Consider the following 25,908-nt stretch of genomic DNA (forward strand, 5'->3'; position numbering starts at 1 on the left):
GCCAGAAGCAGATGAAACGCTTCGTGCGACATCGCATGGTGCCGTCCGGAGGGCGACAACCGACCGGCGAGGACACCCCACGGATCCTTACCCTCCAGCACGGGTACGACTTCAGCCGAGCCCTTGGGGCACGACGGTAGTCGTGCCGAATACGTTCCGGACGCGTGCAATGACATAGCGAATCCTCCCCCCGGAGAGCGGCGTTGCCCTGACCACAGCATGGGCCATGCCAAGCCTAAGCCATTGACTTTAAAGGCTCAGATTTTTCTCATAGCCGAAAATGCGTCATCTTTCGACGCGATTCGCCCTTTCTTGCGAACGCGTGCGTATGGTCGATCGGGACGTGACGTTTTATGGCAAGGCCTGTGAGCCACTTGAAAGAACTCATGATGTCCGCCCGCCGGACGGGCGGCGCCAACGGGGCCGGTGACGGCGCGGAGGAGCCCATGAGGTTGGTAACCGCCTGGGCCAATCCGTTGGACGCGCGTATCGAGTACGGAAGCGGACTCTAGACACGCAAGTACCTGCGCCTGCATCCCGTCAGAGTTCTTCCCCGAGCATGCCTCTACCCTCGGGTAAAAGACATGACGTAGATTCACCAACCAGGGAGGCGGCAAATGAAGCGGCAGACGGGTGTCTTACTCGTATCGATCTTTCTGATCTCGTCCATCCATGCCACGGAGGCGAATAAGCCTGACATGACATCGGACGCGGGCTTAGTGACCTTTTTGCAGCGAAGCGATCTGGTCATGTCGCGCACCCTTGACCGTTGCAGGGACGTCTCTGTCGATCGCTCGGGCGAGAAAGCCTTCCACATGCGGGCAACGTGCGCCATCAAGGGCAATCCCGAGGAAGACCTCGACTGCCCCGATTACCGCATAGAGGCGACGGGCACCATCGACACGGTGAAACGGGCCACGATAAGGCGGTTGACCATGACACTGGTCTGCACAGGTTGAGTTAGCGCCTGGCTTTTGCGAGTGACAAAAAAGGATGGGGCGTGGGGCATCGGATGGCTGCCATCACGGGTTCACTCCGCCATTGAACACGAGGGATTCATTGAGGCGCATCCCCCCCTTCAACAAGGCGCCCGCGATCCAGGCGGGATGAGTGCAACGGGCCGCCGCCCCGCCTATGGGGACGCCGTTCGATCCGTGAAGGCGTGTCGATGTGTCAATAAGGCTGACCGTCCTTGTGCTCGAACAGCCATCCGGACGCCGATCGCACCGCCTGGAGATCGTCGTTTGGATACGACACGCTATCCCCGGGTCGGCGATCACCGACTTCGAGATAGGTCGCGTCGGCATCCGACCGATTGACCAGGTGGTGTGCCGTGCCGCCACTCGGAAAGCCGGCGCCATGTCCTGCCCTCAGCAGGGTTTCGCCTGCGTCATGTACGAGCGTCAGCTCGCCGGTCAACACGAAAACGAACTCGTCCTGCACCGAATGGCGATAGTGCAACGCAGAGATCGCACCCGGCGGTAACGTCACGTGATTCACGCCGAACCCTTGCAGACCGAAAAGATCTCCCAGCGGTCGCTTGATCCGCCCTTCCATCATGGACGCGAAGGGCTCAGGGTAGTTGCTCGGGGCGAGCCTGGCTGGCGCTTCGTCGGCAACGACTGCAACGGAGTGATGCGATAACGAGGGATTGGACATGGACGGCTCCAGAAACGCGACTTGGTCGTGTGATGCCACTTTCGTCGATTATCAAATGCGGTCGCGAAAGCGCCAGCAAATCATCGTTGCGCTTCGTTTTCCCCGGTGTCCCATGATAACCAAGCACCACTATCACAGGGCCCGCATGGTCGTGGATCAATCGGGTTTCGATCCCATCGTATCTACCCGATAAGGTGTGCCACAGGTCGAATCGGTTCGTAACACCGATATTGCGGCGTGTGAGGGATCACGTTCTCCTGCGATCCGGATAGATCGCTTCCCCGAGGGCGAGCACCGCATGGACATAGCGCTCGCTGGGCCTAGTTCCTGACGGCCCGAGCAGCGCCTCTACGAGATGACACATGGAGGCGATGTCGGCCATCCTCGCATTTTCGGCAATTTTGCTTATGAGAGATGCCCGAAAGCGCGCTTCGTCGAAGTCTCCCTCGAGCGCCGCGTCGCTCATCACCGCGTACTCAATCGAAAGCTGGGCTAACCAGGGAGATTTATCGTCTCTCATACCCACAAAGGCCATCTGTGGTGCCTGGTCTCATCGTCCAATGCCGTGCGTCAATGCTTCGTAGCGACGGCTGGCGTGCTTACGCAGATCATCCAGGTGCTGTCGCGGCACAAGTCGCCCAGCCGTACGACAACATGCCCGAATGGTGAGACGGACTGAGCGAGCGCGAGGTGACGAGTGTCAGCCCGTTGAAGGGACTGGGCGGAGTGGGACTCGAATGATTCACTACGAACCGTGGGGCACAAGGCCTCCCGTAGCGATACTGCAAAGCGTACTCACAATATCATGAGCTAGGACAATTGACGCCGAGACTCATGATCTTGGAGACCATATTCCAGGTCCTATTGCCCTGGATCGTCACTCCGGGGACAAAATCTTCCTCGATCCGCGTGCAGTTTCCCAGGCTATCTTTTTCGATCCGAGTGGTCGGATACCCCGCTGGCTTCGTCTCCTGGACCACAATCCCTCGGCCTGACGAAACGACATTGCCTTTTGGCTGACTCGCGCAACCCGCTACTGCGCAGCACAGCAATACTATGAGCGCGGCGCTTCTCATCGATCCGTTCATTGCGATGTCCTCCGAATGGTCCGTAGCTCATCGGCAGGACCTGTCAGCAACTTAAGTGCCCTGCCCCCAAAGCGGGATCGCACGCGGCCGAAGCAAGAGGATTTCTGCCCCACACGATAGCTGCGGGGTGGTCAGACGCCAAGGCTTCGTGCCTTGAGGGCGTCGTAACCCATGAGAAGATGGGGCTAGAAGATCGCCGCATGAGCTATTTCCTCAGCGCCTCCGGCCAGCGCAAAGTGAATCGGCCCGCCCCCCCTTCGACGCCGCGGTATCGCGCAGGCGAGCTCTGTCGCTCCGTGGCAAGTGTCGAGTCCATGGCGATTACCGGCTGAATGTGCTCCGCCATGGGCAGGTCGTGGCAAATGGCTGCCTTGGCTGCCATCCGGCTTGCCGATGATCTAGGACTTCCCTATGTGCGCTTCCGCAAGAGCGACTTCGACCGCGCGGTCAAAGAGGGTCTGGTATGAGCATGCTTCGCTTCTTCCCGGAGTCCTGGCTGTGCGCACGTGCCGTGTTCAATGAGATCGACGGCGAGCCGATGAACCGCTGTGCATCCGAGTTGCATCGGCGCGATGTCTCGCGAAAAGCCAGCCCGTCACATCAGGCCGACATGGCAGCAGCGCGCGAGGTGCTGAACCGTGCGGTGGTGCCGCCAGCTGACAGCGCCACCCTTACCCAGCTGATTGCCATGTTCCGCCAGCGCGAGCAGGTCGGCTTGGCCAAGTACGGGACCACCGTCGATCGAACGGATCTCGTCCACCAAGAATGGCTACGCCACGCACTGGAGGAGTCGATGGATATGACCATCTATTTACTGCGGGCGGCTCTCACCGCAACCGAGGAGTAAGAGGCGTGGCTGTCGTAGGCTCCTCGATGCTTTCAGAAAAGCTCCATTACTCTTTTTTTCAGCCAATCGTGCTGACTACCAAGCTCATTCGACACAGCCTCCAACCGTTGGCGCGGAAGCTGCTTGAAAATGTTGTTCTGATCATCGAGCAGCTTCGCGTTGGCAAGCTCGACCGTCATGTCTTCTTCGTTCAGTTCGCCGGAAGCAACCAATCGATAGTAGCCACCCTTGTAAAGAACATCGACTTCGTCCACCGAGATCAGCCTAAAAGATTCTGCAGGCATTCCATTACTCCTCCGTGTGTGGTTGTTGCGATACTGCCGCGTTCGCCAAGCGTCGGCAACTCAGCGCTAGCCGGGGGCTAACCGTGAATCATCACATCATCGATGCGGCAGAGCTCCGGCGTCTATCTGGGCTGACCCAGCCGGCGGCGCTGAAGCGCTGGGCCAGCAACCAGGGTATCCCGCTCGCCGACGGCGCCGATGGACCGTGGACGACGCTCGAGGCGATCAACAAGGCGCTGGGGGTATCCTCGGCTGCCAACGACCGAACCTACTCAGCGGATATTGTGTAAATGCCCCGAGGACGCCCCCGGCGGCCGGACGCCACCATTCCGGACCACATCGACCAGGCGAAGCTGCCGAAGGGCTGCTACTGGGATCGGCGTGACCGGGTCTGGTACACGATCCTGCCGGGAGCGAAGGCGTCTCGCCGGAAGGTGGCCGACGCCGCCGCGCTTATGTCCGACCTGCACCGTGTCATGGAGCAGCTGGCCGGCGTCGACCGCCGGTCGCTGGACTACGTAATGGAGCAGTTCGCCGGCAGCGAGAAATTCCGGAGCCTCGCGCCAGCGACCCAGGCCGGGTACGAGAAGTGCCGACGCATCGCCAGCACCTTCCCCACGGCGGCCGGCAAGCTCGGCACACTCGCGGTGCGCGGCATGACCACGCCGCTTATGCAGAAGATCATCGACAAGATCGCCGGCCAGGGCACGCCGACGAAGGCGAACGCCCTACTCCGCTACCTCCGGCGTATGTTCCGGTGGGCCAAGAACCGCGGTTACTGCGAAATCAACCCCTGCGCCGGCCTGGAGCAGGCGACCGAACGGAAGCAGCGTCGCCTCCCCGACGACCGCGCGCTTGCCAGCCTGCTGGAGTTTGCCAAGGCCCGGGGCGCCTACACGGCGCACCGCGAGGGCGCCGTGGCACCCTACCTGTGGCCGGCCGTCGAGCTCATGTATCTGTGCCGCTTGCGGGGCATCGAGGTGATCACCCTCGCCGACGACGCCGAGCTGCCCAACGGAATCATGACGAACCGGCGCAAGGGCTCGCGCGACAACATCGTGGAGTGGACGCGGCGGCTCCGCGCCGCATGGGACGCGGCCAAGGCCAGGCGCGACGAAATCGTCGGCGCGCGGCGCATGCCGGTGCCCATGCATGCCAAGGACCGTGTGGTTTTCGTGAACCAGACCGGGGGTCCGCTCGCGAAGAGCAGCTTCGACAGCGCCTTTCAAAGGCTGATGAAGCTCGCGATTGCCGAGGGCGTCCTGGCCGCCGAGCAGCGCTTCGGCCCGCATGACCTGAAGCGCAAGGGCATCACAAACACGAAGGGCACCCGAGGAGAGAAGCAGCAGGCTAGTGGACACAAGGCACAGCAGATGATGGACGTCTACGACTTCGGAGTTCCAACCGTGCGTACCCCCGAAGATCATAACTAGGGAGTCTATCCTGTGGGGATTCACCTACTCGATTTCGGCGAAGGTGTGCGGATCGTAAGCCAAGTATTTAGCCGACCTGCGATCTATCTCGATCACTGGGCTATGAGCGAGTTCTCTCAGAACGACGAGCTGGGCAGTGCGCTGGTCACCCATATCCACAGGACGGATGGGGTGATATGTATCAGCGACACCAACATGGCAGAGGTATGCAGAGCATCTGACAGACGGCACGCGGCTCAAATTGATCGCTTCATTTTTCGCGCGCTTCCCGCCATTTACTGCATCGACTTGGCGAATATTCTCCTTGACCCGAGCTACGGACCCCTCCCGGCGGTAAGCAAGCCGCCCGAGAACGGAAAAATGGCGCGTGCCATCCTCGAGCAACAATCCAGCGGCGGCCATGGCTTGTTTCAGCACGTCTGGGACACGGCGCGAGAAGAGGTTGCAGTGGCTTTCGACGAGTCATGTGAGGAGGTCGCTGCGACCATACGGCGTCAACGAGCCTCCGCCGACTTCGTGCGACAGGCCAGAAACGCGGGCGTAGATCGCCCGGCCTCCCGGACGCGCCTGATAATGGCCGAACTACTTCGCCCCATTTTTCTGAACGGATCTGAGGCAGTTACGTGTAACGATGGCGCTGACTTCCAGCATGCCATGGCCGCACTCGTGTATTGCGACTTTGCTCTGTTGGATGGGAAATGGGCAGACAGGGCCCGGTCAGCGTCCAACCGATTACGCCGACAAGGCTTGGATTTTTCGCGGTGCTACTCGGCCCGAAAGAAGGGCCTGACTCAATTCCTGGAGGCCTTAAGCGCACTTCCCGACCACGTCTCCCTCGATAACCGCCTTCGATGGGAGTAAGGGGTTATTTTTACGGTGATTTTTACGGGTTTGATGTACGGCGGTCGTTGCGACGCGCTAAATCCGTTGGGAGAGATGGTGCCCGGAGTGGGACTCGAACCCACATACCCTTTCGGATGAGGGATTTTAAATCCCTTGCGTCTACCGGTTTCGCCATCCGGGCACGGAAAGAAAAAAAGGCGCATCGCGGAAGCGGTGCGCCTTGGAAGCGATGGAGGCCGAGGTCGGAATCGAACCGGCGTACGCGGATTTGCAGTCCGCTGCATGACCACTCTGCCACCCGGCCATCGCTGCGCACGCGGAGAGTATCCGATAGCGCTTAAAAAACAAAACCTCGGGTCACCCGAGGCTTTGTGGAATCTGGAGCGGGAAACGAGACTCGAACTCGCGACCCCGACCTTGGCAAGGTCGTGCTCTACCAACTGAGCTATTCCCGCGTAGTGGTCCAGCTATTCTAGGGAAGTTGGCGAATGTGTCAACCACCTTGCACCGGTTTTTTTTCCGTTTTTTTCACTTCGTCGTCCCTGCCGCGCAGCGCCGGCCAGGCGGCACGCAGATAGTCGAGGCCCGACCAGATGGTCAGGATGCCCGCTACCACGAGGAGTGCCTCGCCGATGTGGTAATAGCGCAGGGTCTCGGCGTCGTGCTGCAGCAGGAGTACCACCAGGGCGATCATCTGCATGGCCGTTTTGAGCTTGCCCAGGAAGGCGACCTTCACTTTCGATCGCTCACCGATTTCGGCCATCCACTCCCGCAGGGCCGAGACACTGATCTCCCGTCCAACGATCACCGCTGCCGTCACCGCCAGCAGGATGCCTGGCCAACCGCCGGGGTTGGACTGCACGAGCAGGAACAGCGTGATGGCGACCATCAGCTTGTCGGCGACCGGATCGAGGAACGCCCCGAAGGCCGAGGTCATGTCCAGCCGACGGGCAAGGTAACCGTCAAGCCAGTCGGTAACGCCGGCCAGCACGAAGACGAGCGCCGCCGTCAGGTTGGCGCCGCGGAACGGCAGGTAGTAGACGATCACCATCACCGGCAGCAGCAAGACGCGGAAGAGTGTGAGCCAGGTGGGCAGGTTGATTCGCATGGGGTCAGCCGGTTACGGGATGCAGCGGGGACGCATCCGATCGATCAGGGATGCAGCATGGCATAGATGCGTTCGGCGAGGCCGCGATCAATACCCTTGACGCTCATGAGTTCCTCGACGCCCGCAGCCTCCACCCCCGACAGGCCGCCGAACGCCTTGAGCAGGGCCGCGCGACGCCGGGCGCCGACACCGGCGACGTCCTCGAGCGTACTGCGTTCGCGGGCCGCCTCGCGCCGCCGGCGGTGCCCGCTGATGGCGAAACGGTGCGCTTCGTCACGCACGGCGGCCACCAGGTGCAGGGCCGGCGACGAGGTGCCGGGATGCAGCGTGCGACCGCTGTCGGCCAGCACCAGGGTTTCTTCACCCGCGCGGCGGCCGGGACCTTTCGCCACGCCGACCACGCGTATGCCTTCCACACCGAGTTCGCGCAGCACGTCCATGGCCTGGGCCACCTGGCCGCTGCCGCCGTCGATAAGCAGGATGTCGGGCCTCGCGCCGCCCTCCACCACTTTCCTGAAACGACGGGTGAGCGCCTGGTGCATGGCGGCGTAGTCGTCGCCCGGGGTGATACCGGCGATGTTGAAGCGGCGGTAGTGGGATTTTTCAGGCCCCTCCGGGCCGAACACCACGCAGGAGGCCACCGTGGCTTCGCCGCGGGTGTGGCTGATGTCGAAGCACTCGATACGGCGGGGGATGGCCTCCAGTTCGAGCACCTTCTGGAGATCGTCGAAGCGGGCCAGCAGGGTGTGACGGCTGGCGAGGCGCGAGGTCAACGCCGCGCTGGCATTGCGCTGGGCCATCTCGAGGAAGCGGGCACGCTCGCCGCGCACGCTGGGCTTGAGCGAGACGGCGTAGCCGGCGTGTTCGGACAGCACCCCGGCCAGCACGTCGCCGTCTTCGACCGGGTCGCTCAACACCAGCTCGCGCGGCACCTGGCGCTCCAGGTAATACTGCGCGATGAACTGCGAGAGCACGTCGCCGACCGAGGCGTTGGTGGGCAGGGTCGGGAAGAAATCGCGCGATCCCAGGCTGACGCCATTGCGAAAGAACAACACGCTGACGCAAGCCATGCCACCCTCGAGACAACAGGCGATCACGTCCATGTCGGCACTGGCACCCTGAACGAAGTGCTGGGCCTGGAGCTTGCGTAACGCGGCGACCTGGTCGCGCAAAGCCGCCGCACGCTCGAACTTGAGTTCGACGCTGGCCTTCTCCATCGACGCGGCGAGTTCATCGATGACCGCGCTGCTGCGGCCTTCGAGGAACATCTCGGCGTGGCGTACGTCGTTGCGGTAGTCGTCCACCTCGATGAGCTTCACGCAAGGGGCGCTGCACCGGCCGATCTGGTGTTGCAGGCAGGGGCGCGAGCGGTTACGGAAGTAGCTGTCCTCGCACTGGCGCACCTTGAACAGCTTCTGCATCAGGCCAAGGCTTTCGCGCACGGCGAAGGTGCTGGGATAGGGCCCGAAGTAACGCCCCGGCCCGCTCTTGGCACCGCGATGGAATGCCAGCCGGGGGTAGTCTTCGCCGCCGGAGAGATAGATGTAGGGGTAGCTCTTGTCGTCGCGAAGCACGATGTTGTATCGCGGCTTGAGCGACTTGATGAGCTGTGACTCGAGCAGCAGGGCCTCACCGGCGGTGCGGGTCAGCGTCACCTCGGCGCGGGCGATCTGCGACACCATCGACGCGATGCGCGGATCCATCGGCGGTTTCAGGAAGTAATTGCCGACGCGCTTCTTGAGGTTGGCCGCCTTGCCCACGTACAGCAACTCGTCGTCCGCGTCGAAATAGCGGTAAACGCCGGGCGAGGTGGTGAGGTGGCGAACGAAGGACTTGCCGTCGAACGGATGCGACTCGGTGTGCTCCATCGCGCCATGTTAGCGCGAGGCGGGCTCATCGACATGAAAACGCCGGCATGGGGCAAGCCATGCCGGCGTCGGCCTTCCGTGGGATGTCGCCGTCCGTGGAGGTAATCTGGCGACGTGGATAGGTTACGGGTCTGCCCGCTCCATGGCACTCGGACCCGCCACCAGATACACCTCGGGGGTCAACTGCTTTACGTGTGGGCGTACGCCTACACGCCGCCCTGCCCAGCCAGCCAGCGCTCGGCCCGTGCCAGGTCCTCGGCCGTATCGATGCCCGGCGGAAACGCCTCGGGCGTGTCGCTGACCGAGATGGCGTAGCCGTGTTCCAGCGCGCGGAGCTGCTCGAGCGACTCGGCCTGCTCCAGCGGCGTGCGCGGAAGCGCCGCGAGGCGGCGGAGGAACCCGGCGCGGTAGGCATAGATGCCGATATGACGAAGGAACGGCACCGCCGGGGGCAGCGTGTCGCGATCGCATGCGAAGGCATCCCGGGCCCATGGCGCCGGCGACCGCGTGAAGTAAAGGGCTCGGCCGTTGGCGGCTCGCACGACCTTTACCGCGTTCGGGTCGAAAAGCTCGTGGGCGTCGGTGATCGGTGTGGCGAGGGTCGCCATCGGGGCGTCGTCCGCCGCCAGCGTCGCCACCACGGCGCGGATGCCGGCGGCGGGAGCAAACGGTTCGTCGCCCTGGAGATTCACCACGATGGTGTCTTCGGGCCAGCCGTAATGGCTGACGGTTTCGGCGATCCGGTCGGTGCCCGAGGCGTGATCCTCGCGCGTCATGCAGACGAGGATGTCGCCGCAGCCGCGAAGCTCCTGCCCCACCCGCGGATCGTCGATCGCGACCACGACCTGGGCCGCCCCGGCGCTCATCGCACGGTTAGCCACGCGGCGGATCATCGACTGGCCGCCGATCCTTAGCAAAGGCTTGCCGGGCAGGCGCGTGGAGGCAAAGCGCGCGGGCACGACGACGACAAAGGGAGGAATGGGCTTGGCCATGGAGGCGTCCGTGGGCGGTAGACCGCAAAGGGTGTCCGGAAAGGGGGGCCTGCGCAAGCCGTGCAGGGGGGGGCGAAGATCGACGTCGCCGATGCGGCCGAATCCCTCGCCATCGCGACGTGGCAGGGCGATCGGGTCGGCTGCGCCGGGTCACCCGCAGGGTCGGCGCCTAGAGGGAGACGTGGGACACCCTGCGGGAGGCTGGCCCGGACCAACGATGCCGTGGATTCAATCCGCCGTGTCGAGACGGAAGCCGACGCCGTTGGCCAGGTCCATGAAGCCGGGGAACGAGGTCGCGACGTTGGCGCAATCGTCAATGGTGATCGGCGCGGTCGCAACGAGCCCTGCGATGGCGAAACTCATTGCGATGCGGTGATCGCCATGGCTGTCGACATGGCCGCCGCCGATCGGGCCGCCCTGGATCATCGCGCCGTCGGGGAGTTCGTCGATCTTCACCCCGCAGGCCTTCAGGCCGTTGGCCATGCTGGCGATACGGTCGGACTCCTTCACGCGCAGCTCGGCCGCGCCACGGATGGTGGTCATGCCGTCGGCGGCCGCGGCGGCGACGAACAAGGCGGGAAACTCGTCGATCATGTCGGGCACGATATCGAGCGGCAGGGCCACGCCGTGCAGCGGTCTATGGCGAACGACCAGATCGGCGATCTCTTCGCCCCCACTGGTACGCTCGTTTTCGACCGCGATGTCGGCGCCCATCAACTCCAGCGCCGCCAGCAGGCCCGTACGACGAGGATTCAGACCCACCGCCTTCAGGCGCAACAGCGATCCCGGCACGATGCACGCCGCGACGATGAAGAACGCGGCGGACGAGAAATCGGCCGGCACGTCGACATCCACCGCATGCAGCATGTGACCACCTTCGAGCTGCGCACGTCCCGGGGCATACTCGATCGGCCACCCGAAGGCTTTCAGCATGCTCTCGGTGTAGTCGCGCGTGGGATGCGGCTCGATCACCTCGGTGGTGCCGTCGGCATACAGACCCGCCAGCAGCAGCGCGGACTTGATTTGCGCGCTCGCCACCGGCGGGCGGTACGTGATGCCCTTGAGGCGCCGACCGCCGTGGATGTGCAGCGGCGGCCGGCCGTCGTGCGTGTCGATCAGCGCACCCATCTCACCCAGGGGATCGGTCACACGCCGCATGGGGCGGCGCGACAGCGATTCGTCGCCCACCAGCGTGGCATCGAAGGCCTGTCCCGCCAGCAGGCCGGCCAGGAGGCGCATGCCAGTGCCAGCGTTGCCGCAATCGAGCGGACCGTCGGCGCCGCGCAGACCATGCAGGCCCACGCCGTGCACGATGCGCTCGCCCGGCGCGGGGGTGTCGAAACGCACGCCGAGCCGGCCGAGGATCGCGGCGGTGGCCCGGGTGTCTTCCCCTTCGAGAAACCCGCGGATATGCGACGTGCCTTCGGCGAGCGCGCCGAACATCAGGGCGCGATGGGAAACGGATTTGTCACCGGGCACGACGATGTCGCCGCACAGGGGGCCGCCCGCGCGGCTCGTCCAGTCCAGACGGTTCATGGGAGACGCTCCAGCAGGCGTTGAAGTTCGGCGCGGCTACCCACGCTGATGCGTATCGTGCTCAGCAGGCCATAGCCGACCATGGGGCGCACGATGACGCCGCTGTCGTAGAGACGGGATTCGAGTTCGGCGGCGTCGCGGCCGACATCGACGAGAAGGAAGTTGGTCTGTGACGGAAACACACGCATGCCTCGCGCGACGAGTTCGTCCGCCAGCCACTCGCGGTCGCGGCGGTTGGTCTCGCGCACGCGGGCGCGGTGCTCGTGGTCGCCGAGCGCCGCTTCGGCCGCGGCCAGGCCGACGCCGTTGACATTGAACGACTCGCGCAGCCGCTCGCACACACTCGCCACCGACGGATGGCTCAGCATGTAACCGACGCGCAGGCCCGCCAGGGCGTGGGCCTTGGAAAAGGTGCGGGTCACGATGAGGTTCGGGTGGCGGGACAGCAGGTGCAGCGCCGTGCTCAACCCCGGTGCGTCGACGTATTCGTTGTAGGCCTCGTCGACCACCACCAGCGTAGTCGAGGGCACCGCGTCGAGAAAACGTTCCAGCGCGGCATCGGTGAACCACGTACCGGTCGGGTTGTTGGGATTGGCCAGATACACCAGCCGCGTCTGCGCGGTGACCGCTTTGGCCATGGCATCGAGGTCGTGCCCGAGCGGCGCGTCGGGATGGTCCAGCGGCAGGGCTGGCACCGCGATGCCCGGCGAGCCCGCGGCGGCGGCCGCGATGGGATAGACCGCGAAGCTGTAGCGCGAGAACACCACCGGATGCTCGGCATCGGCGAAGCATTGCGCCAGCAGCATCAGCAGTTCGTGCGAGCCGTTGCCCAGGGTAATGGCCGCGACCGGCACGCCCCACTCGTCGGACAGGCGTCGCTTGAGCGACGCGCCTAGCGGATCGGGGTAGCGGAAGACGTCATCGAGCACGCGGGCGGCGGCGCGTATGGCAAGCGTGCTGGGACCCAGCGGGTTTTCGTTGGACCCCAGCTCGCACAGCACGTCGCCAAACCGGGCGCGCAAGGTGGGCAGGTCGTGACCGGGATCGTAGGCGCGTAACGCCGAGGTCGCCCGGTTGGCGAACGCGGCGGCGTCGAACGTATCTGTCACGGAAGCGCCACCGGGTACGAGCCCAGCACGCGCACGTCGGCGGCGGCCGGCTTCATGGCGTTTAGCGCGGCTTGCACCGGCGCGTCGTCCACGTGTCCGGAGATGTCGATGAAGAACGCGTACTGCCACTTGCCGGTGTGCGCCGGGCGCGACTCGATGCGGTTCATGCTGACGCCGTGCTGGGCGAGCGGGCTGAGCACGTCGTACAGCGCGCCGGGCTTGTCCTTGACGGTGACGAGCAGCGAAGTGCGATCGTTGCCCGAGGCGGGGAAGATCGAACGGCCGATGACGAGGAAGCGCGTGGTGTTGTCCGAGCGGTCTTCGATGGGGCCGGCCACGATCGTCAGCCCATAGACGCGCGCGGCCGTTTCGCCTGCGATAGCGGCAGCGTCCGGCGCCAGGCGGGCCATGCGGGCGGCCTCGGCGTTACTGGATACGGGAATACGCTCGGCATCGGGCAGGTTCACCCGCAGCCATGCCTGGCACTGCTGCAACGACTGCGGATGCGAATAGATGCGTTTGACGTCTTTCAGCTCACCACTGAGCGAGATGAGGTTCTGGTGGACGCGCAGTTCCACTTCGCCGCAGATGGTGGCCTTGGACACGAGGAACATGTCCAGCGTCATCTGGATCATGCCCTGCCCGGAGTTCTCCACCGGCACCACGCCGAAATCGGCGTTGCCCGCCGTGACCTCCTGAAACACTTCTTCGATGCTGCCCAGCGGAAGTCCATAGGCGGCGTGGCCGAAGTGCTTGCGCACGGCCTGCTCGCTGAAGGTGCCCTCGGGCCCGAGGAAGCCGATCTTCAACGGCTGCTGCTGCGACAGGCACGACGACATGATCTCGCGGAACAACCGCACGAGTTCGGTGTTGGGCAGCGGGCCGTCGTTACGGTCGATCACGCCACGCAGCACCTGGGCCTCGCGCTCGGGTCGGTAGTAGTCCACCGCCGCCTTGAGCGGGCCCTTGGCCCGTCCGACCTGCTGCGCCCACCGGGCGCGTTCGCTGATGAGCGATTGCAGTTGCTGGTCGATGCTGTCGATGCGCTGGCGCGCTTCCGACAACGTGGCTTGCTTATCGGCGGGAGACTTGCTCATGGGCTATGTGGACGGCTAAATGGTTGCAGTTGAAAGGAATATCGCCGCACGCGATGCTGCAATGCGGCGAGCTCCCGACTTTAACCGTGGCGCGTCGCAAAGTCCCGCATAAATTTCACGAGTTCGTTGACGGCATCGAGCGGCACCGCGTTATAGAGCGAGGCGCGCATGCCACCCACGGCCTTGTGCCCCTTGAGCGCGAGGAAGCCCGCATCTTCCGACTCGGCGAGGAACGCCGCGTCGAGTGCGGGATCATGCAGGGTAAAAGGCACGTTCATCCGCGAGCGCGCAGGTACGTCGACCGGGCTGCGGTAGAACCCGCCCGAGCCGTCGATGGCGCCGTAGAGCGTGCCAGCCTTGCGGGCGTTGGTCTGGCCCATCGCGGCGAGGCCGCCCTGCCCCTCCAGCCATTCGAAGGTCAGCCCGGCGAGGTACCAGCCCCACGTATTGGGTGTGTTGAGCATGGAGTCGTTGGCCGCATGTTCCGCATATCGGAAGATGTTCGCCATGGGGCGCCCTGCCCGCGCGAGCAGGTCGTCACGCATGATCATCACCACGAGGCCGGACGGGCCGATGTTCTTCTGTGCGCCGGCGTAGATGAGGCCGAAGCGGGAAACATCGATCGGTTCGCTGAGGATGTTCGACGACATGTCGGCCACGAGGGGGACGTCGCCTACGTCGGGGATGTCACGGAATGCCACGCCGTGGATCGTTTCGTTGGGCGTGTAGTGCACGTAGGCCGCGCCGGGCGAGAGCACCCATGCGTCACGCGGCGGTAGCCTGAGGTAGTCGGTGTCGACCGAGGTGGCGGCCACCCGGGCATCGAGGTAGGGCGCGGCTTCGCGAACGGCCTTCTCACCCCAGTGCCCGGTGACGATGTAGTCGGCGTGGTCTTCGGGCCCGGCTAGGTTCATCGGAATCTGCGCGAAGTGCTGCGTGGCGCCGCCCTGGAGAAACAGCACCGTGTAGCCATCGGGCACGTCGAGCAGGCGCCGCAGGCGGGCTTCCGCATCGGCCGCCAGGGCCATGAAGCGCTTGCCGCGATGGGACAGTTCCATCACCGATGCGCCGGAGCCGTTCCATTCCAGCAGTTCCTGCTGCGCGCGGCGCAAGACCGCTTCGGGCAACGCGGCCGGTCCCGCGCTGAAGTTCCAGGCTCTGGTCACGCTCGCTACCCTCATGAAGGAGAAGCCCTCATTATGCGCGCGTCATGAGGGCAACATCGGGCGGGATCATGGCGCGGCGTCGTTCGCACGATGGGCTGATGGTGGAAGATGACCGCATCGCTCGTAGGGTGCCGGCCACCGCCGGATCGCCGATGCGATCGGCGCCTGCCCCGTCAGTAAGTACGGTGGATCGCCCGCGTGCCTTGGTCGGATGGGAGCGGACCGTGTCCGCGAACCCTCAGGGCCGCGGCGTCCGCGGTCGAGCCCTACCGCGTCAGGCCACGCGCCGTCTCTCAGAGTCTCACGAACAGAACGGCTGCGATGCCGATCGCCAGCAACGCGGCCGTACCGATCAGCCACCAGATTTCGCCGCGGGCGCCGCCCTCCTCGGGAGGCGCGGTATCGAGCGACTCCTCGGGCGGCGGCGCGAGCACGGGCTCGGCGGCCCAGCCGGGCGCATCGAGCACGAAGCGATGGTTCGCGATGCCGATCTGGTCGCCGGGCTGGAGCGCCGCGCGCACCACGGTGACGCCGTTGACCCGCACGGCATGCCGCGCCGGCACGCGCGACGCGTCGAGCACGAGTTCGCCCTGGTCCCAGGCGAGGCCGAGCAGCGCGGCATCGTTGCCCGGCAATTCAAGCGGGAGGGCGCCGTGAGTGGCACCGAGTTCGAGGCGGTCACCGACGGGCACGACCCGCCCCGACAAGGGACCGGCCACCGGACGCAACGCGGCCGTGCAGCGCGCCTCGTTGGGAGGGGCGCCGACGCGGGCGTCGATATCCGTGTCGTCCCGGATCAACATGCGGCATTCGCCGAGCGACAGGCTGTCGCCAGGCCTCAGGAGGGCCCGCTCGCGCACCGGTCGCGCGTTGACGTAGACCCGCCCCGCGTCGGGCATGACCTCAAGCACCAGGCCTCGGCGATCGTGCTGGACCTGGACGTGCCGCGGTGCCACCTGGCCGTCGGCGACCACGAGATCGTTTTCCTCCGACCGACCGATGGTGAGCACGGGTCGTGACCAGTGGAAATCACCTCGGGCCGAACTGACGAATTCGATGCGCATGGGGGAACCGGAACCTTGACGACGCGACTTTAGCAGGTCGCGGTATCTGTTTGAAATGTAAAGATGTCGTGATCGTCGCCCAACGTGGCTGCTACACTGCGCGATCCTCCCATTCGCAGGTGCGCCGCTCCATGGCCAAGATCGACATCCGCCGTCCGCACGGAAAATCACTCCCCGAGGCACGCGCGGTGGTCGAGAAGGTGGCGACCCGCATGAGCGAGAAGCTGGGCACCACGGGCGGTTGGCAGGGCGACGCGTACACCTTTTCAGGTTCAGGGGTCAAAGGCGCCATTACCGTGTCGGACACCGACGTGCACGTGGCCGTCGAGCTCGGGATGATGCTGTCGGCCGTAAGAGGCATGGTCGAGAGCGAAATCCGCAAGAAGCTCGACGAACACTTCGCCTGAGGCCGCCGGGTGGCCCCGGCGTCGGGGGCTGTGCCATAATAGGGGACTTATGAGGCCACGGCGGCCACTCATCCGACTCGGAACACATGGCAAAAGACGACGTCATCGAAATGGAAGGCACGGTTCAGGAAACCCTGCCCAACACCATGTTCCGCGTGCAGCTCGAGAACGGGCACGTCATTACTGCCCACATCTCCGGTCGCATGCGCAAGCATTACATCCGCATCCTCACGGGCGATAAGGTGAAGGTCGAAATGACCCCTTACGACCTCACGAAGGGGCGCATCACCTATCGCATGAAGTAAGCGCAAGCTGCTTCGTGGCAACAAAAAAGCCGCGGCACGTGCCGCGGCTTTTTTGTTGCCTTGAGAGGGGCCGGCTGCGAAGGCGCCCGAACGCGCGCCTTCGCATCACGACCCGCCCGGAGCGTCAGGCCTCGGCCGTCGCCGGCTCCGCCGACTCGGTCTCCACGTGCAGGTCGTCGCCCTCTACCGACAGGGTCACCTTGCCGCCCTCGGCCAGCTTGCCGAAGAGCAGCTCGTCGGCCAGCGCCCGCTTCACCTTGTCCTGGATGACGCGGGCCATCGGGCGGGCGCCCATCTGCGGGTCGAAGCCGTGCTCGGCCAACCAGCGCCGGGCCTCCGGGCTCACGTCCACGCTGACCTTCTTCTCGGCCAGCTGGGCTTCCAGCTCGATGAGGAACTTGTCCACCACGCGCAGGATGTGATCGAAATCCAGCGAATTGAACTGGATGATCGCGTCCAGGCGGTTGCGGAACTCCGGCGTGAACAGCCGGCGGATGGTCTCCATCGCGTCCGGCGCGTGGTTCTGCTTGACGAAGCCGATGCCCCGCCGCGAGGCCAATTGGGCGCCCGCGTTGGTCGTCATCACGATGACCACGTTCTTGAAGTTCGCCTCGCGCCCGTTGGTATCCGTCAGCACACCGCGATCCATGACCTGGAGCAGGATGTTGTAGACGTCCGGGTGCGCCTTCTCGATCTCGTCGAGCAGGAGCACGCAATGCGGGTGCTTGACGATTTGCTCGGTGAGCAGGCCGCCCTGGTCGAAACCGACGTACCCCGGAGGGGCACCGACGAGGCGGGAGACCGAGTGCGCCTCCATGTATTCGGACATGTCGAAACGGACCATCTCGATGCCCAGTTGCATCGCAAGCTGACGGGTCACCTCGGTCTTGCCCACGCCAGTCGGACCGGCCAGGAGGAAGCTGCCGATCGGCTTGGACGGATCGCCCAGGCCCGAGCGGGCCATCTTGATCGACGACGCCAGGGCCTCGATCGCATCGTCCTGGCCGAACACCACCATCTTGAGGTTGCGCTCGAGGTTACGCAGCACGTCACGATCGGACGCCGACACCTGCTTGGGCGGGATACGCGCCATCTTCGCCACGATGAACTCGATCTCCGGCACGTCGATCCTGCCGGTGCGCTCGTCTTCCGGCAGCAGCCGCTGGCGGGCGCCGGCCTCGTCGATGACGTCGATGGCCTTGTCCGGCAACAGGCGGTCGGGGATGTGCTTGACCGAGAGATCGACCGCCGCACGGAGCGCCTCGCCTGTGTACTCCACCGCGTGGTGTTCCTCGAAGCGGCTCTTCAGCCCCCGGAGGATCTCGATGGAATCGGCCACGGTGGGCTCGACGACGTCGATCTTCTGGAAACGGCGAGCCAGGGCACGGTCCTTTTCGAACACGCCACGGAACTCCTGGAACGTGGTCGAACCGATGCAGCGCAACTCACCGGAGGCGAGCATGGGCTTGATGAGGTTCGAGGCATCCATGGTGCCGCCGGACGCCGATCCGGCACCGATGATGGTGTGGATCTCGTCGATAAACAGGATGGCGTTGGGCTGCTTCTTGAGCTGGCCGATCACCGCCTTCAGGCGCTTTTCGAAGTCGCCGCGATACTTGGTGCCCGCCACCAGGGCGCCGAGGTCGAGCGACCAGATGGTGCAATCCTCGAGCACCTCGGGCACCTGTCCTTCGACGATGCGCTTGGCCAGGCCCTCGGCGAGCGCCGTCTTGCCCACGCCGGCCTCGCCGACGTAGAGCGGGTTGTTCTTGCGGCGACGGCAGAGCACCTGGATGGTGCGCTCGACTTCGTCGTTGCGCCCGATGAGCGGGTCGATCTTGCCCTGTATGGCAAGTTCGTTGAGGTTGGCCGCGTATTCGTTGAGCGGGTTGCCCTTGCCCTCGCCGCCCTCGTCGCCGTCACGCTCGCTGGCAGGTGCGGCCGCAGCCGCCTCGTCGCCGATCTTGGCGATGCCGTGGGAGATGTAATTGACCACGTCGAGGCGGGTGATCTCCTGCTGGTGCAGGAAATACACGGCGTGGGAGTCTTTTTCGCCGAAGATGGCCACCAGCACGTTGGCCCCGGTGACTTCCTTACGGCCGGACGACTGCACATGGTATACCGCGCGCTGGAGAACGCGCTGGAAGCCCAGGGTGGGCTGTGTGTCGCGTTCGTCACCGGCGGGGAGGACGGGAACGGTTTCGGCGATGATCCGTTGCAGGTCGGCCGCAAGGCGCGGCAGGTCGACGCCGCAGGCACGCAGGGCGGCCAGGGCGGACGTGTTTTCGGTAAGGGCGAGCAGAAGATGCTCCACGGTCATGAATTCGTGGCGCTGCTCGCGGGCCTGCTTGTAGCAGTGCCCGATGGTGACTTCGAGATCCTTGCTGAACATACGGACCGTCTCCGATAGCTGTGGGCGGCTGGGTCAAGCCCTTTGTGAGTGCCGCATGTGCTCCAGATGGGGGGCTGGCTACATCTTTTCCATAGTGCACAACAGCGGGTGCTGATGAGATCGTGAGTATTCGTTGACCTGAGTCACCTTGGTTTCTGCCACTTCCCGGGTGAAGACGCCGCACACGCCTTTTCCGCGGGTATGGACGTGGAGCATCACCTGGACGGCTTTCTCCTGATCCATGCCGAAGAAGCTGCGCAACACCTCTATCACGAAGTCCATCGGGGTGAAATCGTCGTTCAGCAGGACGACCTGGAAGAGCGGCGGACGGGCGGTTTCCGGACGGCTCGTCTCAAGGGCGAGCCCGTGCCCGCGGTCGCTTTCCCGATCGTGTTCGTGTTCCTGGGACATTTAAGAAGAACCTTGGGTACGCGATGCGATTATATACACCCGTTTCCTGACCGGCTCCGGGGTGGATAACCACAGGTGATGGCACAATAGACCGTTTTCCAGAGCCACTTCCCTGCCCGAACGATGCCTCCCGCCGCCTCCCCGCCCGAAACCGTCTGGTGCCCCCGCGTGACCGTCGCCTGCGTCGTCGCGAAGGGCGACCGCTTCCTCATGGTGGAAGAGGAGGTATCCGGTGAACTGGCCTACAACCAGCCCGCCGGCCACCTCGATCCCGGCGAGACGCTGCAGGCCGCGGCCGTGCGCGAGGCGCTGGAGGAAACCGGCCACACCGTCGCCCTCGACGCTTTCATCGGCGTATGGCAGTGGATGAGCCACGAACACGGCGAACAGGTGCTGCGCTTCGCCTTCAGCGGCACCTCCGTGTCGCAAGATCTCGCGCGCCCCCTGGATACCGGCATCCGCCGGGCGTTGTGGTTGCGCCGCGACGAGATCCGCGACCTGGGACCGCGCCTGCGCAGCCCGTTGATCCTCGACACGCTCGACGCGTGGCTCGACGGCCGCCGGCTTCCGCTCGACGCAGTCTCCAGCCGGCTTCCGGGAGGGCGGTCGTGAAGGTCATCCTCGGGGTATCCGGCGGCGTGGATTCCTCCGTGGCCGCCCTCCTGCTCCAGCAGGCCGGTCACGAGGTGGAAGGCATGTTCATGCAGAACTGGGAAGAAGACGACCGCTCAGGCCCCTGCACCACCGACGACGACCGCAAGGACGCCGTGGCCGTGTGCGGCCGGCTCGGCATCCCGTTCCATGCGCGGAACTTCGCCAGCGAGTACTGGGACGGCGTGTTCGCCTATTTCTTGGCCGAATACGCGGCGGGACGCACGCCGAACCCCGACGTCCTCTGCAACCGCGAGATCAAATTCAAGACCTTCCTCGAGCACGCCCAGGCCCTCGGGGCGGAAAAGATCGCCACGGGCCATTACGCGCGCGTCGACCTGCGCGACGGGCGCTACCGCCTGCTGCGCGCGGTGGATACGGGCAAGGACCAGACCTACTTCCTCCACGCCCTGGGCCAGCGCCAGCTTGCCGCCACGTTGTTTCCGGTGGGCGAGATCGAAAAATCGCTGGTGCGGACGATGGCCCGGGAGGCCGGTCTGTCCACTCACGCGAAAAAAGACTCCACCGGCATCTGCTTCATCGGCGAGCGCGATTTCCGCACGTTCCTGTCGCACTACCTGCCCGCGAAAGCGGGCGCGATGGTCGATCCCGAAGGCAAGGTCATCGGCGAGCACCAGGGCGTGATGTATTACACCCTGGGACAGCGCAACGGGCTGGGCATCGGTGGTCGCGCGGGCGCGTCGAACGCGCCCTGGTACGTCGTGGGCAAAGAGGTGCCCACCAACACGCTCATCGTCGCCCAGGGCGGCGAGAACCGTTGGCTGCAGTCGCACCGGCTTGAGGCCACCGAAGCGACCTGGGTCGCGGGCGAGGCGCCGGGTCAGTCGTTCCGCTGCACGGCGAAGACGCGCTACCGGCAGGACGACCAGGCCTGCAGCGTGGAGGTCCGAGGCGATCGGCTGCACGTGGTCTTCGATACCCCCCAGCGCGCCGTGACGCCGGGCCAGTCGGTGGTGTTCTACGACGGCGAGGCCTGCCTGGGCGGCGCCGTGATCGCCATGACCGACGCGCCTTACGGGGGGCTGGCGTGACCGCCGGGCGGCACGCTTACACCATGAACCCTTACGTTTTGTCTGAGCCCAACGCATGAACGAAGAACGCGTCCTCGCCCTCGCCGGTGTGTTCCAGGGGGCCGCCCTTGCCCAGCAGATGGCCACCGAAGGCCGCTGCGACGACGTGGCCTACGAGGCGAGCCTCGCCAGCGTGTTCCGCATCGATGCCGACTCGGTGGCCGCCGTGTACGGTGGCGTGAGCGGCGTACGTCGCGGCTTGCGTACGCTCGTCGCCCAGTTCGAGGACAACACCCGCGATATCGCCGTGATGCGCATGGCGGTGACCGTGCTTCGCCTCGAACGCTCGCTGTCGCGCCATCGCGGCCTGCTCGACCGCTTGCGCGAAGGCATCGTGTCCAGCCAGCGGCAGGTGGAACATTTCGGGCTCGACCATCCCAACGTCGCGGCCCGCGTGGCCGAGCTCTATGCCACCACGCTGTCCACGCTCAAGCCCCGGGTGATGGTCACCGGCAACCCGGCCCACCTGCAGCAGAAGGCCAACGTCGACCGAGTGCGCGCCGCGCTGCTGTCGGCCGTGCGCTCGGCGGTGCTGTGGCACCAGATCGGCGGACGGCAGTGGCAGATCCTCTTCTACCGCAAGCAATGCGCGATGCTGGCGCGGGGCCTCCTGACCGGCTCGACGCTCGATAACGGGCTCTGAGGCGATTCACGCCGCCGCGGCGTCCAGGCCCGGGATGGTCCCCGCCAGCAGCCGCAGCAGCCCGGCGAAGCCCAGCAGGTCGTCGCGCCAGGGCGTGGCGCTGCGCCAGTAAAGCGCGATGTGCCGACCCGGTCGCGCCCCGTCGACAGCCGCCAGCACCACGTTGGGAATCGATCCCAGGCGCTCGTGGGCGAGGATCGGCACCAGTGAATAGCCACCGCGCAAGGCGACGAGGGTGGCGAGGCTTTCGATGCTGAGGTCCTGGATGCGCTCCGGGTGGGCGGTGCCCGCCATGCCCAGGTCGGACACCCCGTTGCCGTGGCTCTCCGCCATCAGCGTGGCATCGGCGGCATCCAGCTCGTCCAGCGAAATCGACGGCCGGCCAGCCAGCGGGTGCGCCTTCTGGAGCAATAGCTCGTAAGGCTCGAAGAACAGGGCGACCGAGTCCAGTCCCGTCGACACGGTGCTGGGCGGCGCCAGCACGGCGTCGAGTTCGCCCTCGCCCAGCCGGCGCAGCAGTCCGCGCGGCTTGCCTTCGGAAATGGTCAGGCGGGTGCCGGGAAATCGCTGGGGAAAGGGTTCGATGACGTGCGGAAGCAGGTACGGGCCCAACGTGGACGGCACGCCCAGGCGCAACTCGCCGCCGAAGGCGACGTCGCCGGCCTTGGCCGCGTGCTCGAGATGCTCGGCGGCGGCGAGCACGGCGTCGATGTAACCGAGCAGGCGCTGCCCGCTGGCCGTGGCCACGACCCGACGACCGCCCCGCTCGAACAGTGGGATGCCGAGCGCCTGCTCCACCTTCTGCACCTGGTGGGAGAGACCCGACGGACTGATGTACATGGCCCGGGCGGCGCTGTTGAAGCTGCCCTCGCGGGCCACCGCCTGGACCAGGGCGAGGTCGCGCAGCGACACCGACGAGAGGGCCATCGAAATCATCGAACGCTGCGTGCCATCAAATGCGTTTGCGCCCATCCACCGCCACCTTCATCCTTTTGCCGCCGAATCGCACGGTCTGCGCCCCGGCGCCGGACATTGTAGCGCCCGCCGGTCCCACGGCAGTCGCCTCCAGGCCCCCGACTGCGCGATAATCGACGCTTTGACGAGCCCCGTCCGGGGTTCGCAGGCCTCCCCAGCTAAAGCACGCCACGCCAGGAGTACAGCATGAAAGACTCGTTCTCGGTTCGAGACAGTATCGAAGTCAACGGCAAGCGCCACAGCATCGCCAGCCTGGCCAAGTTCGGCAAGACGTTCGACATCCAGCGCCTGCCCTACTCCATGAAGATCCTCCTGGAGAACCTGCTTCGCCAGGAAGACGGCGTGAACGTCACCTCGAAGGAAATCGAGGCCGTCGCCAAGTGGGACGCCAAGGCGGAGCCGGACACCGAAATCTCCTTCATGCCCGCCCGCGTGGTCCTCCAGGATTTCACCGGCGTGCCTTGCGTGGTCGACCTCGCCGCGATGCGCGACGCCGTCGCCAAGCTCGGCGGCGACCCGAATCGCATCAACCCGCTGGCGCCCGCCGAACTGGTCATCGACCACTCCGTGCAGGTCGACGCCTTCGGCTCGGCATCGGCCCTCGAGCAGAACGTCGAGATCGAATTTGAGCGCAACCAGGAGCGCTACTCGTTCCTGCGCTGGGGCCAGAAGGCCTTCAACAACTTCAAGGTGGTGCCGCCGCGCACCGGCATCGTGCACCAGGTGAACCTCGAGAACCTGGCCCGCGTGGTGTTCGTCAACGAAGAAAACGGCGAATCCTTCGCTTATCCGGACAGCGTGTTCGGCACCGACTCGCACACCACGATGATCAACGGCATCGGCGTACTGGGCTGGGGCGTGGGCGGCATCGAGGCTGAAGCGGCCATGCTCGGCCAGCCCTCGTCGATGCTGATTCCGCAGGTCGTGGGCTTCCGCCTCACCGGCAAGCTGCCCGAAGGCGTGACCGCCACCGACCTCGTGCTCACCGTGACCCAGATGCTGCGCAAGCTCGGCGTCGTGGGCAAGTTCGTGGAATTCTTCGGCAACGGGCTGCAGAACCTGCCGCTGGCCGACCGTGCGACCATCGCCAACATGGCCCCGGAATACGGCGCCACCTGCGGCATCTTCCCGATCGACCAAGAAGCCCTGAACTACCTGCGCCTGTCCGGCCGCGACGAGGGCCAGATCGCCCTGGTCGAAACCTACGCGAAGGCCCAGGGCCTGTGGCACGACGCCAACACGCCCGAGCCGGAATTCACCACCGTGCTCGAACTCGACCTCGCCACGGTCAAGCCGTCGCTCGCCGGCCCGAAGCGCCCGCAGGACCGCGTGCTGCTCGAAGGCGTGAAGCAGAGCTTCGTCGACGCCGTCGGCCCGCTCACCGCCAACCGCAAGCCGCGCAACGGTGACGTCGCCCGTCTCGAAAACGAAGGCGGTGGCACGGCCAACGGCAACGAAGCCAACCGCATCACCGACGAAGGCGTGCTCGTCGAGAAGGACGGCGCCTCGTTCCGCCTGAACGACGGCTCGGTCGTGATCGCCGCGATCACCTCGTGCACCAACACCTCCAACCCGGCCGTGATGCTCGCCGCCGGCCTGGTGGCCAAGAAGGCCGCCGCGCGCGGCCTCACCGCCAAGCCGTGGGTCAAGCCCTCGCTCGGCCCCGGCTCGCTCGTGGTCACCGAGTACCTGGAGAAGACCGGCCTGCTCAAGGAGCTGGAAAAGGTCAACTTCTACGTGGTCGGCTACGGCTGCACCACCTGCATCGGCAACTCCGGCCCGTTGCCGGCCGAGATCAGCAAGGGCATCGCCGAGGGTGACCTCGCCGTGGCGTCCGTGCTCTCCGGCAACCGCAACTTCGAAGGCCGCGTGCATCCCGAAGTGAAGATGAACTACCTTGCGTCGCCGCCGCTGGTGGTCGCCTATGCCCTCGCCGGCACGCTGAACATCGATCTGACGACCGACGCTATCGGTACGGGCAGCGACGGCCAGCCGGTTTACCTGAAGGACATCTGGCCGAGCAACCAGGAAATCTCCGACCTCATCGCGGGCGCGATCAGCCCGGAGATGTTCAAGACGACCTACGCCGATGTCTTCAAGGGCGACAGCCGGTGGAACCAGATCGCGTCGCCGGACGGCAAGACCTACGCCTGGGACGATTCCACCTACATCAAGAACCCGCCCTACTTCGACGGCATGTCCGCCGAGCCAGGCACCATCGAGGACATCCACGGCGCGCGCGCCATGGGTATCTTCGGTGACTCGATCACCACCGACCACATCTCCCCGGCCGGCTCGATCAAGAAGGACAGCCCGGCAGGCCGCTTCCTGATCTCCAAGGGGGTCGAGCCGAAGGACTTCAACTCCTACGGTTCGCGCCGCGGCAACGACGACGTGATGGTTCGCGGCACCTTCGCCAACATCCGCATCAAGAACCTCATGCTCGACGGGGTGGAAGGTGGCTACACCAAGTACATCCCCACCGGCGAACAGATGGCCATCTACGACGCGGCCATGAAGTACAAGGCCGACGGCACCCCGCTGGTGGTCATGGCCGGCAAGGAATACGGCACGGGCTCGTCGCGCGACTGGGCGGCCAAGGGCACGCTTCTGCTCGGCGTGAAGGCCGTGATCGCCGAGAGCTTCGAGCGCATCCACCGCTCCAACCTGGTCGGCATGGGCGTGCTGCCCTGCCAGTTCCAGGACGGCGAGAACGCGCAGACGCTCGGCCTGAAGGGCGGCGAGGTGTTCGACATCACCGGCCTGAACAACGGTGAGTCGAAGAGCGCGACGGTCAAGGCCACGCGTGCGGACGGCTCGGTCAAGGAGTTCACCGTGAAGGTGCTTCTGCTGACTCCGAAGGAGCGCGAGTTCTTCCGCCACGGCGGCATCCTGCAGTACGTGCTTCGCTCGCTCGCGAAGGCGGCGTAAGAAGCGAA

25 protein-coding genes and 3 tRNA genes are annotated in these 25,908 nt (G+C 65.2%); 10 read left to right on the plus strand and 18 right to left on the minus strand.

Features of this window, described 5'->3' with window-relative positions:
• Positions 1–617: 617 nt before the first annotated feature.
• Complete coding sequence (locus PI246_RS06490; RefSeq protein ID WP_320550484.1) at positions 618–959, plus strand: hypothetical protein; 342 nt, start codon at positions 618–620, stop codon at positions 957–959.
• Between the two features lie 214 nt (positions 960–1,173).
• On the opposite strand, the gene PI246_RS06495 is transcribed toward PI246_RS06490, so the two are convergent.
• Complete coding sequence (locus tag PI246_RS06495) at positions 1,174–1,659, minus strand: cupin domain-containing protein (protein WP_320550485.1); 486 nt, start codon at positions 1,657–1,659, stop codon at positions 1,174–1,176.
• Positions 1,660–1,906: 247 nt separating this feature from the next.
• On the minus strand, positions 1,907–2,194 hold the full coding sequence (locus tag PI246_RS06500; protein WP_320550486.1) for a hypothetical protein: 288 nt from the start codon (positions 2,192–2,194) through the stop codon (positions 1,907–1,909).
• A gap of 1,016 nt (positions 2,195–3,210) precedes the next feature.
• On the opposite strand from PI246_RS06500, the gene PI246_RS06505 reads away from it, so the two are divergent.
• Positions 3,211–3,594 (plus strand): hypothetical protein, encoded by a 384-nt coding sequence (locus tag PI246_RS06505; RefSeq protein WP_320550487.1) that lies wholly within the window; start codon positions 3,211–3,213, stop codon positions 3,592–3,594.
• Positions 3,595–3,626: 32 nt separating this feature from the next.
• Here the strand turns inward: PI246_RS06505 and PI246_RS06510 are convergent, their stop codons facing one another.
• Positions 3,627–3,878 carry a hypothetical protein gene (locus PI246_RS06510; RefSeq protein WP_320550488.1) on the minus strand — a complete coding sequence of 84 codons (252 nt, stop codon included), beginning with the start codon at positions 3,876–3,878 and terminating at the stop codon, positions 3,627–3,629.
• 83 nt (positions 3,879–3,961) lie between these two features.
• On the opposite strand from PI246_RS06510, the gene PI246_RS06515 reads away from it, so the two are divergent.
• Together PI246_RS06515 and PI246_RS06520 are read left to right on the plus strand one after the other, a co-directional pair.
• A complete protein-coding gene (locus PI246_RS06515) occupies positions 3,962–4,168 on the plus strand; it encodes a hypothetical protein (RefSeq protein ID WP_320550489.1) in 207 nt (68 codons plus the stop codon).
• On the plus strand, positions 4,169–5,311 hold the full coding sequence (locus tag PI246_RS06520) for a site-specific integrase (RefSeq protein ID WP_320550490.1): 1,143 nt from the start codon (positions 4,169–4,171) through the stop codon (positions 5,309–5,311). It begins immediately after the preceding gene.
• Positions 5,312–5,335: 24 nt separating this feature from the next.
• Here the strand turns inward: PI246_RS06520 and PI246_RS06525 are convergent, their stop codons facing one another.
• From PI246_RS06525 to PI246_RS06580, 12 genes are all read right to left on the minus strand, one after another.
• Entirely contained in the window at positions 5,336–5,728 is a 393-nt protein-coding gene (locus tag PI246_RS06525; protein ID WP_320550491.1) for a hypothetical protein, read from the minus strand.
• Between the two features lie 520 nt (positions 5,729–6,248).
• A tRNA-Leu gene (locus PI246_RS06530) sits at positions 6,249–6,335 on the minus strand.
• Between the two features lie 49 nt (positions 6,336–6,384).
• Positions 6,385–6,458 (minus strand) — tRNA-Cys (locus PI246_RS06535).
• Between the two features lie 75 nt (positions 6,459–6,533).
• Positions 6,534–6,609 (minus strand) — tRNA-Gly (locus PI246_RS06540).
• Positions 6,610–6,647: 38 nt separating this feature from the next.
• Positions 6,648–7,262, minus strand: coding sequence for a CDP-diacylglycerol--glycerol-3-phosphate 3-phosphatidyltransferase (pgsA, locus tag PI246_RS06545; protein WP_320550492.1), 615 nt, complete (start codon positions 7,260–7,262; stop codon positions 6,648–6,650).
• Between the two features lie 44 nt (positions 7,263–7,306).
• Positions 7,307–9,130, minus strand: a complete 1,824-nt coding sequence (uvrC, locus tag PI246_RS06550) for an excinuclease ABC subunit UvrC (RefSeq protein WP_320550493.1) — start codon at positions 9,128–9,130, stop codon at positions 7,307–7,309.
• Positions 9,131–9,336: 206 nt separating this feature from the next.
• Complete coding sequence (gene kdsB / locus PI246_RS06555; RefSeq protein ID WP_320550494.1) at positions 9,337–10,122, minus strand: 3-deoxy-manno-octulosonate cytidylyltransferase; 786 nt, start codon at positions 10,120–10,122, stop codon at positions 9,337–9,339.
• Positions 10,123–10,350: 228 nt separating this feature from the next.
• Complete coding sequence (gene aroA, locus PI246_RS06560; protein ID WP_320550495.1) at positions 10,351–11,658, minus strand: 3-phosphoshikimate 1-carboxyvinyltransferase; 1,308 nt, start codon at positions 11,656–11,658, stop codon at positions 10,351–10,353.
• Positions 11,655–12,767, minus strand: a complete 1,113-nt coding sequence (gene hisC / locus PI246_RS06565) for a histidinol-phosphate transaminase (RefSeq protein ID WP_320550496.1) — start codon at positions 12,765–12,767, stop codon at positions 11,655–11,657. The genes aroA and hisC overlap by 4 nt, the downstream gene beginning before the upstream one ends.
• Complete coding sequence (gene pheA, locus PI246_RS06570; protein ID WP_320550497.1) at positions 12,764–13,864, minus strand: prephenate dehydratase; 1,101 nt, start codon at positions 13,862–13,864, stop codon at positions 12,764–12,766. The genes hisC and pheA overlap by 4 nt, the downstream gene beginning before the upstream one ends.
• Positions 13,865–13,944: 80 nt before the next feature.
• Positions 13,945–15,030, minus strand: coding sequence for a 3-phosphoserine/phosphohydroxythreonine transaminase (gene serC, locus PI246_RS06575; RefSeq protein ID WP_320550498.1), 1,086 nt, complete (start codon positions 15,028–15,030; stop codon positions 13,945–13,947).
• Positions 15,031–15,323: 293 nt separating this feature from the next.
• The gene (locus PI246_RS06580) at positions 15,324–16,094 is read right to left on the minus strand and encodes an FHA domain-containing protein (protein WP_320550499.1); all 771 of its coding nucleotides are present in this window, start codon (positions 16,092–16,094) and stop codon (positions 15,324–15,326) included.
• 131 nt (positions 16,095–16,225) lie between these two features.
• Here PI246_RS06580 and PI246_RS06585 point away from each other — a divergent pair, with 131 nt between their 5' ends.
• Positions 16,226–16,501 carry a polyhydroxyalkanoic acid system family protein gene (locus PI246_RS06585; protein WP_320550500.1) on the plus strand — a complete coding sequence of 92 codons (276 nt, stop codon included), beginning with the start codon at positions 16,226–16,228 and terminating at the stop codon, positions 16,499–16,501.
• 86 nt (positions 16,502–16,587) lie between these two features.
• Positions 16,588–16,806, plus strand: coding sequence for a translation initiation factor IF-1 (gene infA / locus PI246_RS06590; RefSeq protein WP_019466733.1), 219 nt, complete (start codon positions 16,588–16,590; stop codon positions 16,804–16,806).
• A gap of 124 nt (positions 16,807–16,930) precedes the next feature.
• Here infA and clpA read toward each other — a convergent pair whose 3' ends face one another.
• Both clpA and clpS read right to left on the minus strand, forming a co-directional pair.
• A complete protein-coding gene (gene clpA, locus PI246_RS06595; RefSeq protein ID WP_320550501.1) occupies positions 16,931–19,198 on the minus strand; it encodes an ATP-dependent Clp protease ATP-binding subunit ClpA in 2,268 nt (755 codons plus the stop codon).
• Between the two features lie 78 nt (positions 19,199–19,276).
• The gene (gene clpS, locus PI246_RS06600; protein WP_320550502.1) at positions 19,277–19,609 is read right to left on the minus strand and encodes an ATP-dependent Clp protease adapter ClpS; all 333 of its coding nucleotides are present in this window, start codon (positions 19,607–19,609) and stop codon (positions 19,277–19,279) included.
• 123 nt (positions 19,610–19,732) lie between these two features.
• On the opposite strand from clpS, the gene PI246_RS06605 reads away from it, so the two are divergent.
• The 3 genes from PI246_RS06605 to hflD are packed head-to-tail and all read left to right on the plus strand — an operon-like array spanning position 19,733 to position 21,994.
• The gene (locus tag PI246_RS06605) at positions 19,733–20,221 is read left to right on the plus strand and encodes an NUDIX hydrolase (RefSeq protein ID WP_320550503.1); all 489 of its coding nucleotides are present in this window, start codon (positions 19,733–19,735) and stop codon (positions 20,219–20,221) included.
• The gene (mnmA, locus tag PI246_RS06610) at positions 20,218–21,312 is read left to right on the plus strand and encodes a tRNA 2-thiouridine(34) synthase MnmA (protein WP_320550504.1); all 1,095 of its coding nucleotides are present in this window, start codon (positions 20,218–20,220) and stop codon (positions 21,310–21,312) included. The genes PI246_RS06605 and mnmA overlap by 4 nt, the downstream gene beginning before the upstream one ends.
• A gap of 55 nt (positions 21,313–21,367) precedes the next feature.
• On the plus strand, positions 21,368–21,994 hold the full coding sequence (hflD, locus tag PI246_RS06615) for a high frequency lysogenization protein HflD (protein ID WP_320550505.1): 627 nt from the start codon (positions 21,368–21,370) through the stop codon (positions 21,992–21,994).
• A gap of 6 nt (positions 21,995–22,000) precedes the next feature.
• Here the strand turns inward: hflD and PI246_RS06620 are convergent, their stop codons facing one another.
• The gene (locus tag PI246_RS06620) at positions 22,001–22,930 is read right to left on the minus strand and encodes a LysR family transcriptional regulator (protein WP_320550506.1); all 930 of its coding nucleotides are present in this window, start codon (positions 22,928–22,930) and stop codon (positions 22,001–22,003) included.
• Positions 22,931–23,155: 225 nt separating this feature from the next.
• Here PI246_RS06620 and acnA point away from each other — a divergent pair, with 225 nt between their 5' ends.
• Positions 23,156–25,900, plus strand: a complete 2,745-nt coding sequence (gene acnA / locus PI246_RS06625; RefSeq protein ID WP_320550507.1) for an aconitate hydratase AcnA — start codon at positions 23,156–23,158, stop codon at positions 25,898–25,900.
• Positions 25,901–25,908: the final 8 nt, after the last annotated feature.

This window comes from Luteibacter sahnii (genome assembly GCF_034063545.1).
Classification (GTDB): Bacteria; Pseudomonadota; Gammaproteobacteria; order Xanthomonadales; family Rhodanobacteraceae; genus Luteibacter; species Luteibacter sahnii.

Bases quoted from the DNA above. Each gene is read 5' to 3' on its own strand.
- PI246_RS06490 (WP_320550484.1), top strand. From the start codon at position 618: ATGAAGCGGCAGACGGGTGTCTTACTCGTATCGATCTTTCTGATCTCG.
- PI246_RS06495 (WP_320550485.1), bottom strand. From the start codon at position 1,659: ATGTCCAATCCCTCGTTATCGCATCACTCCGTTGCAGTCGTTGCCGAC.
- PI246_RS06500 (WP_320550486.1), bottom strand. From the start codon at position 2,194: ATGGCCTTTGTGGGTATGAGAGACGATAAATCTCCCTGGTTAGCCCAG.
- PI246_RS06505 (WP_320550487.1), top strand. From the start codon at position 3,211: ATGAGCATGCTTCGCTTCTTCCCGGAGTCCTGGCTGTGCGCACGTGCC.
- PI246_RS06510 (WP_320550488.1), bottom strand. From the start codon at position 3,878: ATGCCTGCAGAATCTTTTAGGCTGATCTCGGTGGACGAAGTCGATGTT.
- PI246_RS06520 (WP_320550490.1), top strand. From the start codon at position 4,169: ATGCCCCGAGGACGCCCCCGGCGGCCGGACGCCACCATTCCGGACCAC.
- pgsA (WP_320550492.1), bottom strand. From the start codon at position 7,262: ATGCGAATCAACCTGCCCACCTGGCTCACACTCTTCCGCGTCTTGCTG.
- uvrC (WP_320550493.1), bottom strand. From the start codon at position 9,130: ATGGAGCACACCGAGTCGCATCCGTTCGACGGCAAGTCCTTCGTTCGC.
- kdsB (WP_320550494.1), bottom strand. From the start codon at position 10,122: ATGGCCAAGCCCATTCCTCCCTTTGTCGTCGTCGTGCCCGCGCGCTTT.
- aroA (WP_320550495.1), bottom strand. From the start codon at position 11,658: ATGAACCGTCTGGACTGGACGAGCCGCGCGGGCGGCCCCCTGTGCGGC.
- pheA (WP_320550497.1), bottom strand. From the start codon at position 13,864: ATGAGCAAGTCTCCCGCCGATAAGCAAGCCACGTTGTCGGAAGCGCGC.
- PI246_RS06580 (WP_320550499.1), bottom strand. From the start codon at position 16,094: ATGCGCATCGAATTCGTCAGTTCGGCCCGAGGTGATTTCCACTGGTCA.
- PI246_RS06585 (WP_320550500.1), top strand. From the start codon at position 16,226: ATGGCCAAGATCGACATCCGCCGTCCGCACGGAAAATCACTCCCCGAG.
- infA (WP_019466733.1), top strand. From the start codon at position 16,588: ATGGCAAAAGACGACGTCATCGAAATGGAAGGCACGGTTCAGGAAACC.
- clpA (WP_320550501.1), bottom strand. From the start codon at position 19,198: ATGTTCAGCAAGGATCTCGAAGTCACCATCGGGCACTGCTACAAGCAG.
- clpS (WP_320550502.1), bottom strand. From the start codon at position 19,609: ATGTCCCAGGAACACGAACACGATCGGGAAAGCGACCGCGGGCACGGG.
- PI246_RS06605 (WP_320550503.1), top strand. From the start codon at position 19,733: ATGCCTCCCGCCGCCTCCCCGCCCGAAACCGTCTGGTGCCCCCGCGTG.
- hflD (WP_320550505.1), top strand. From the start codon at position 21,368: ATGAACGAAGAACGCGTCCTCGCCCTCGCCGGTGTGTTCCAGGGGGCC.
- PI246_RS06620 (WP_320550506.1), bottom strand. From the start codon at position 22,930: ATGATTTCGATGGCCCTCTCGTCGGTGTCGCTGCGCGACCTCGCCCTG.
- acnA (WP_320550507.1), top strand. From the start codon at position 23,156: ATGAAAGACTCGTTCTCGGTTCGAGACAGTATCGAAGTCAACGGCAAG.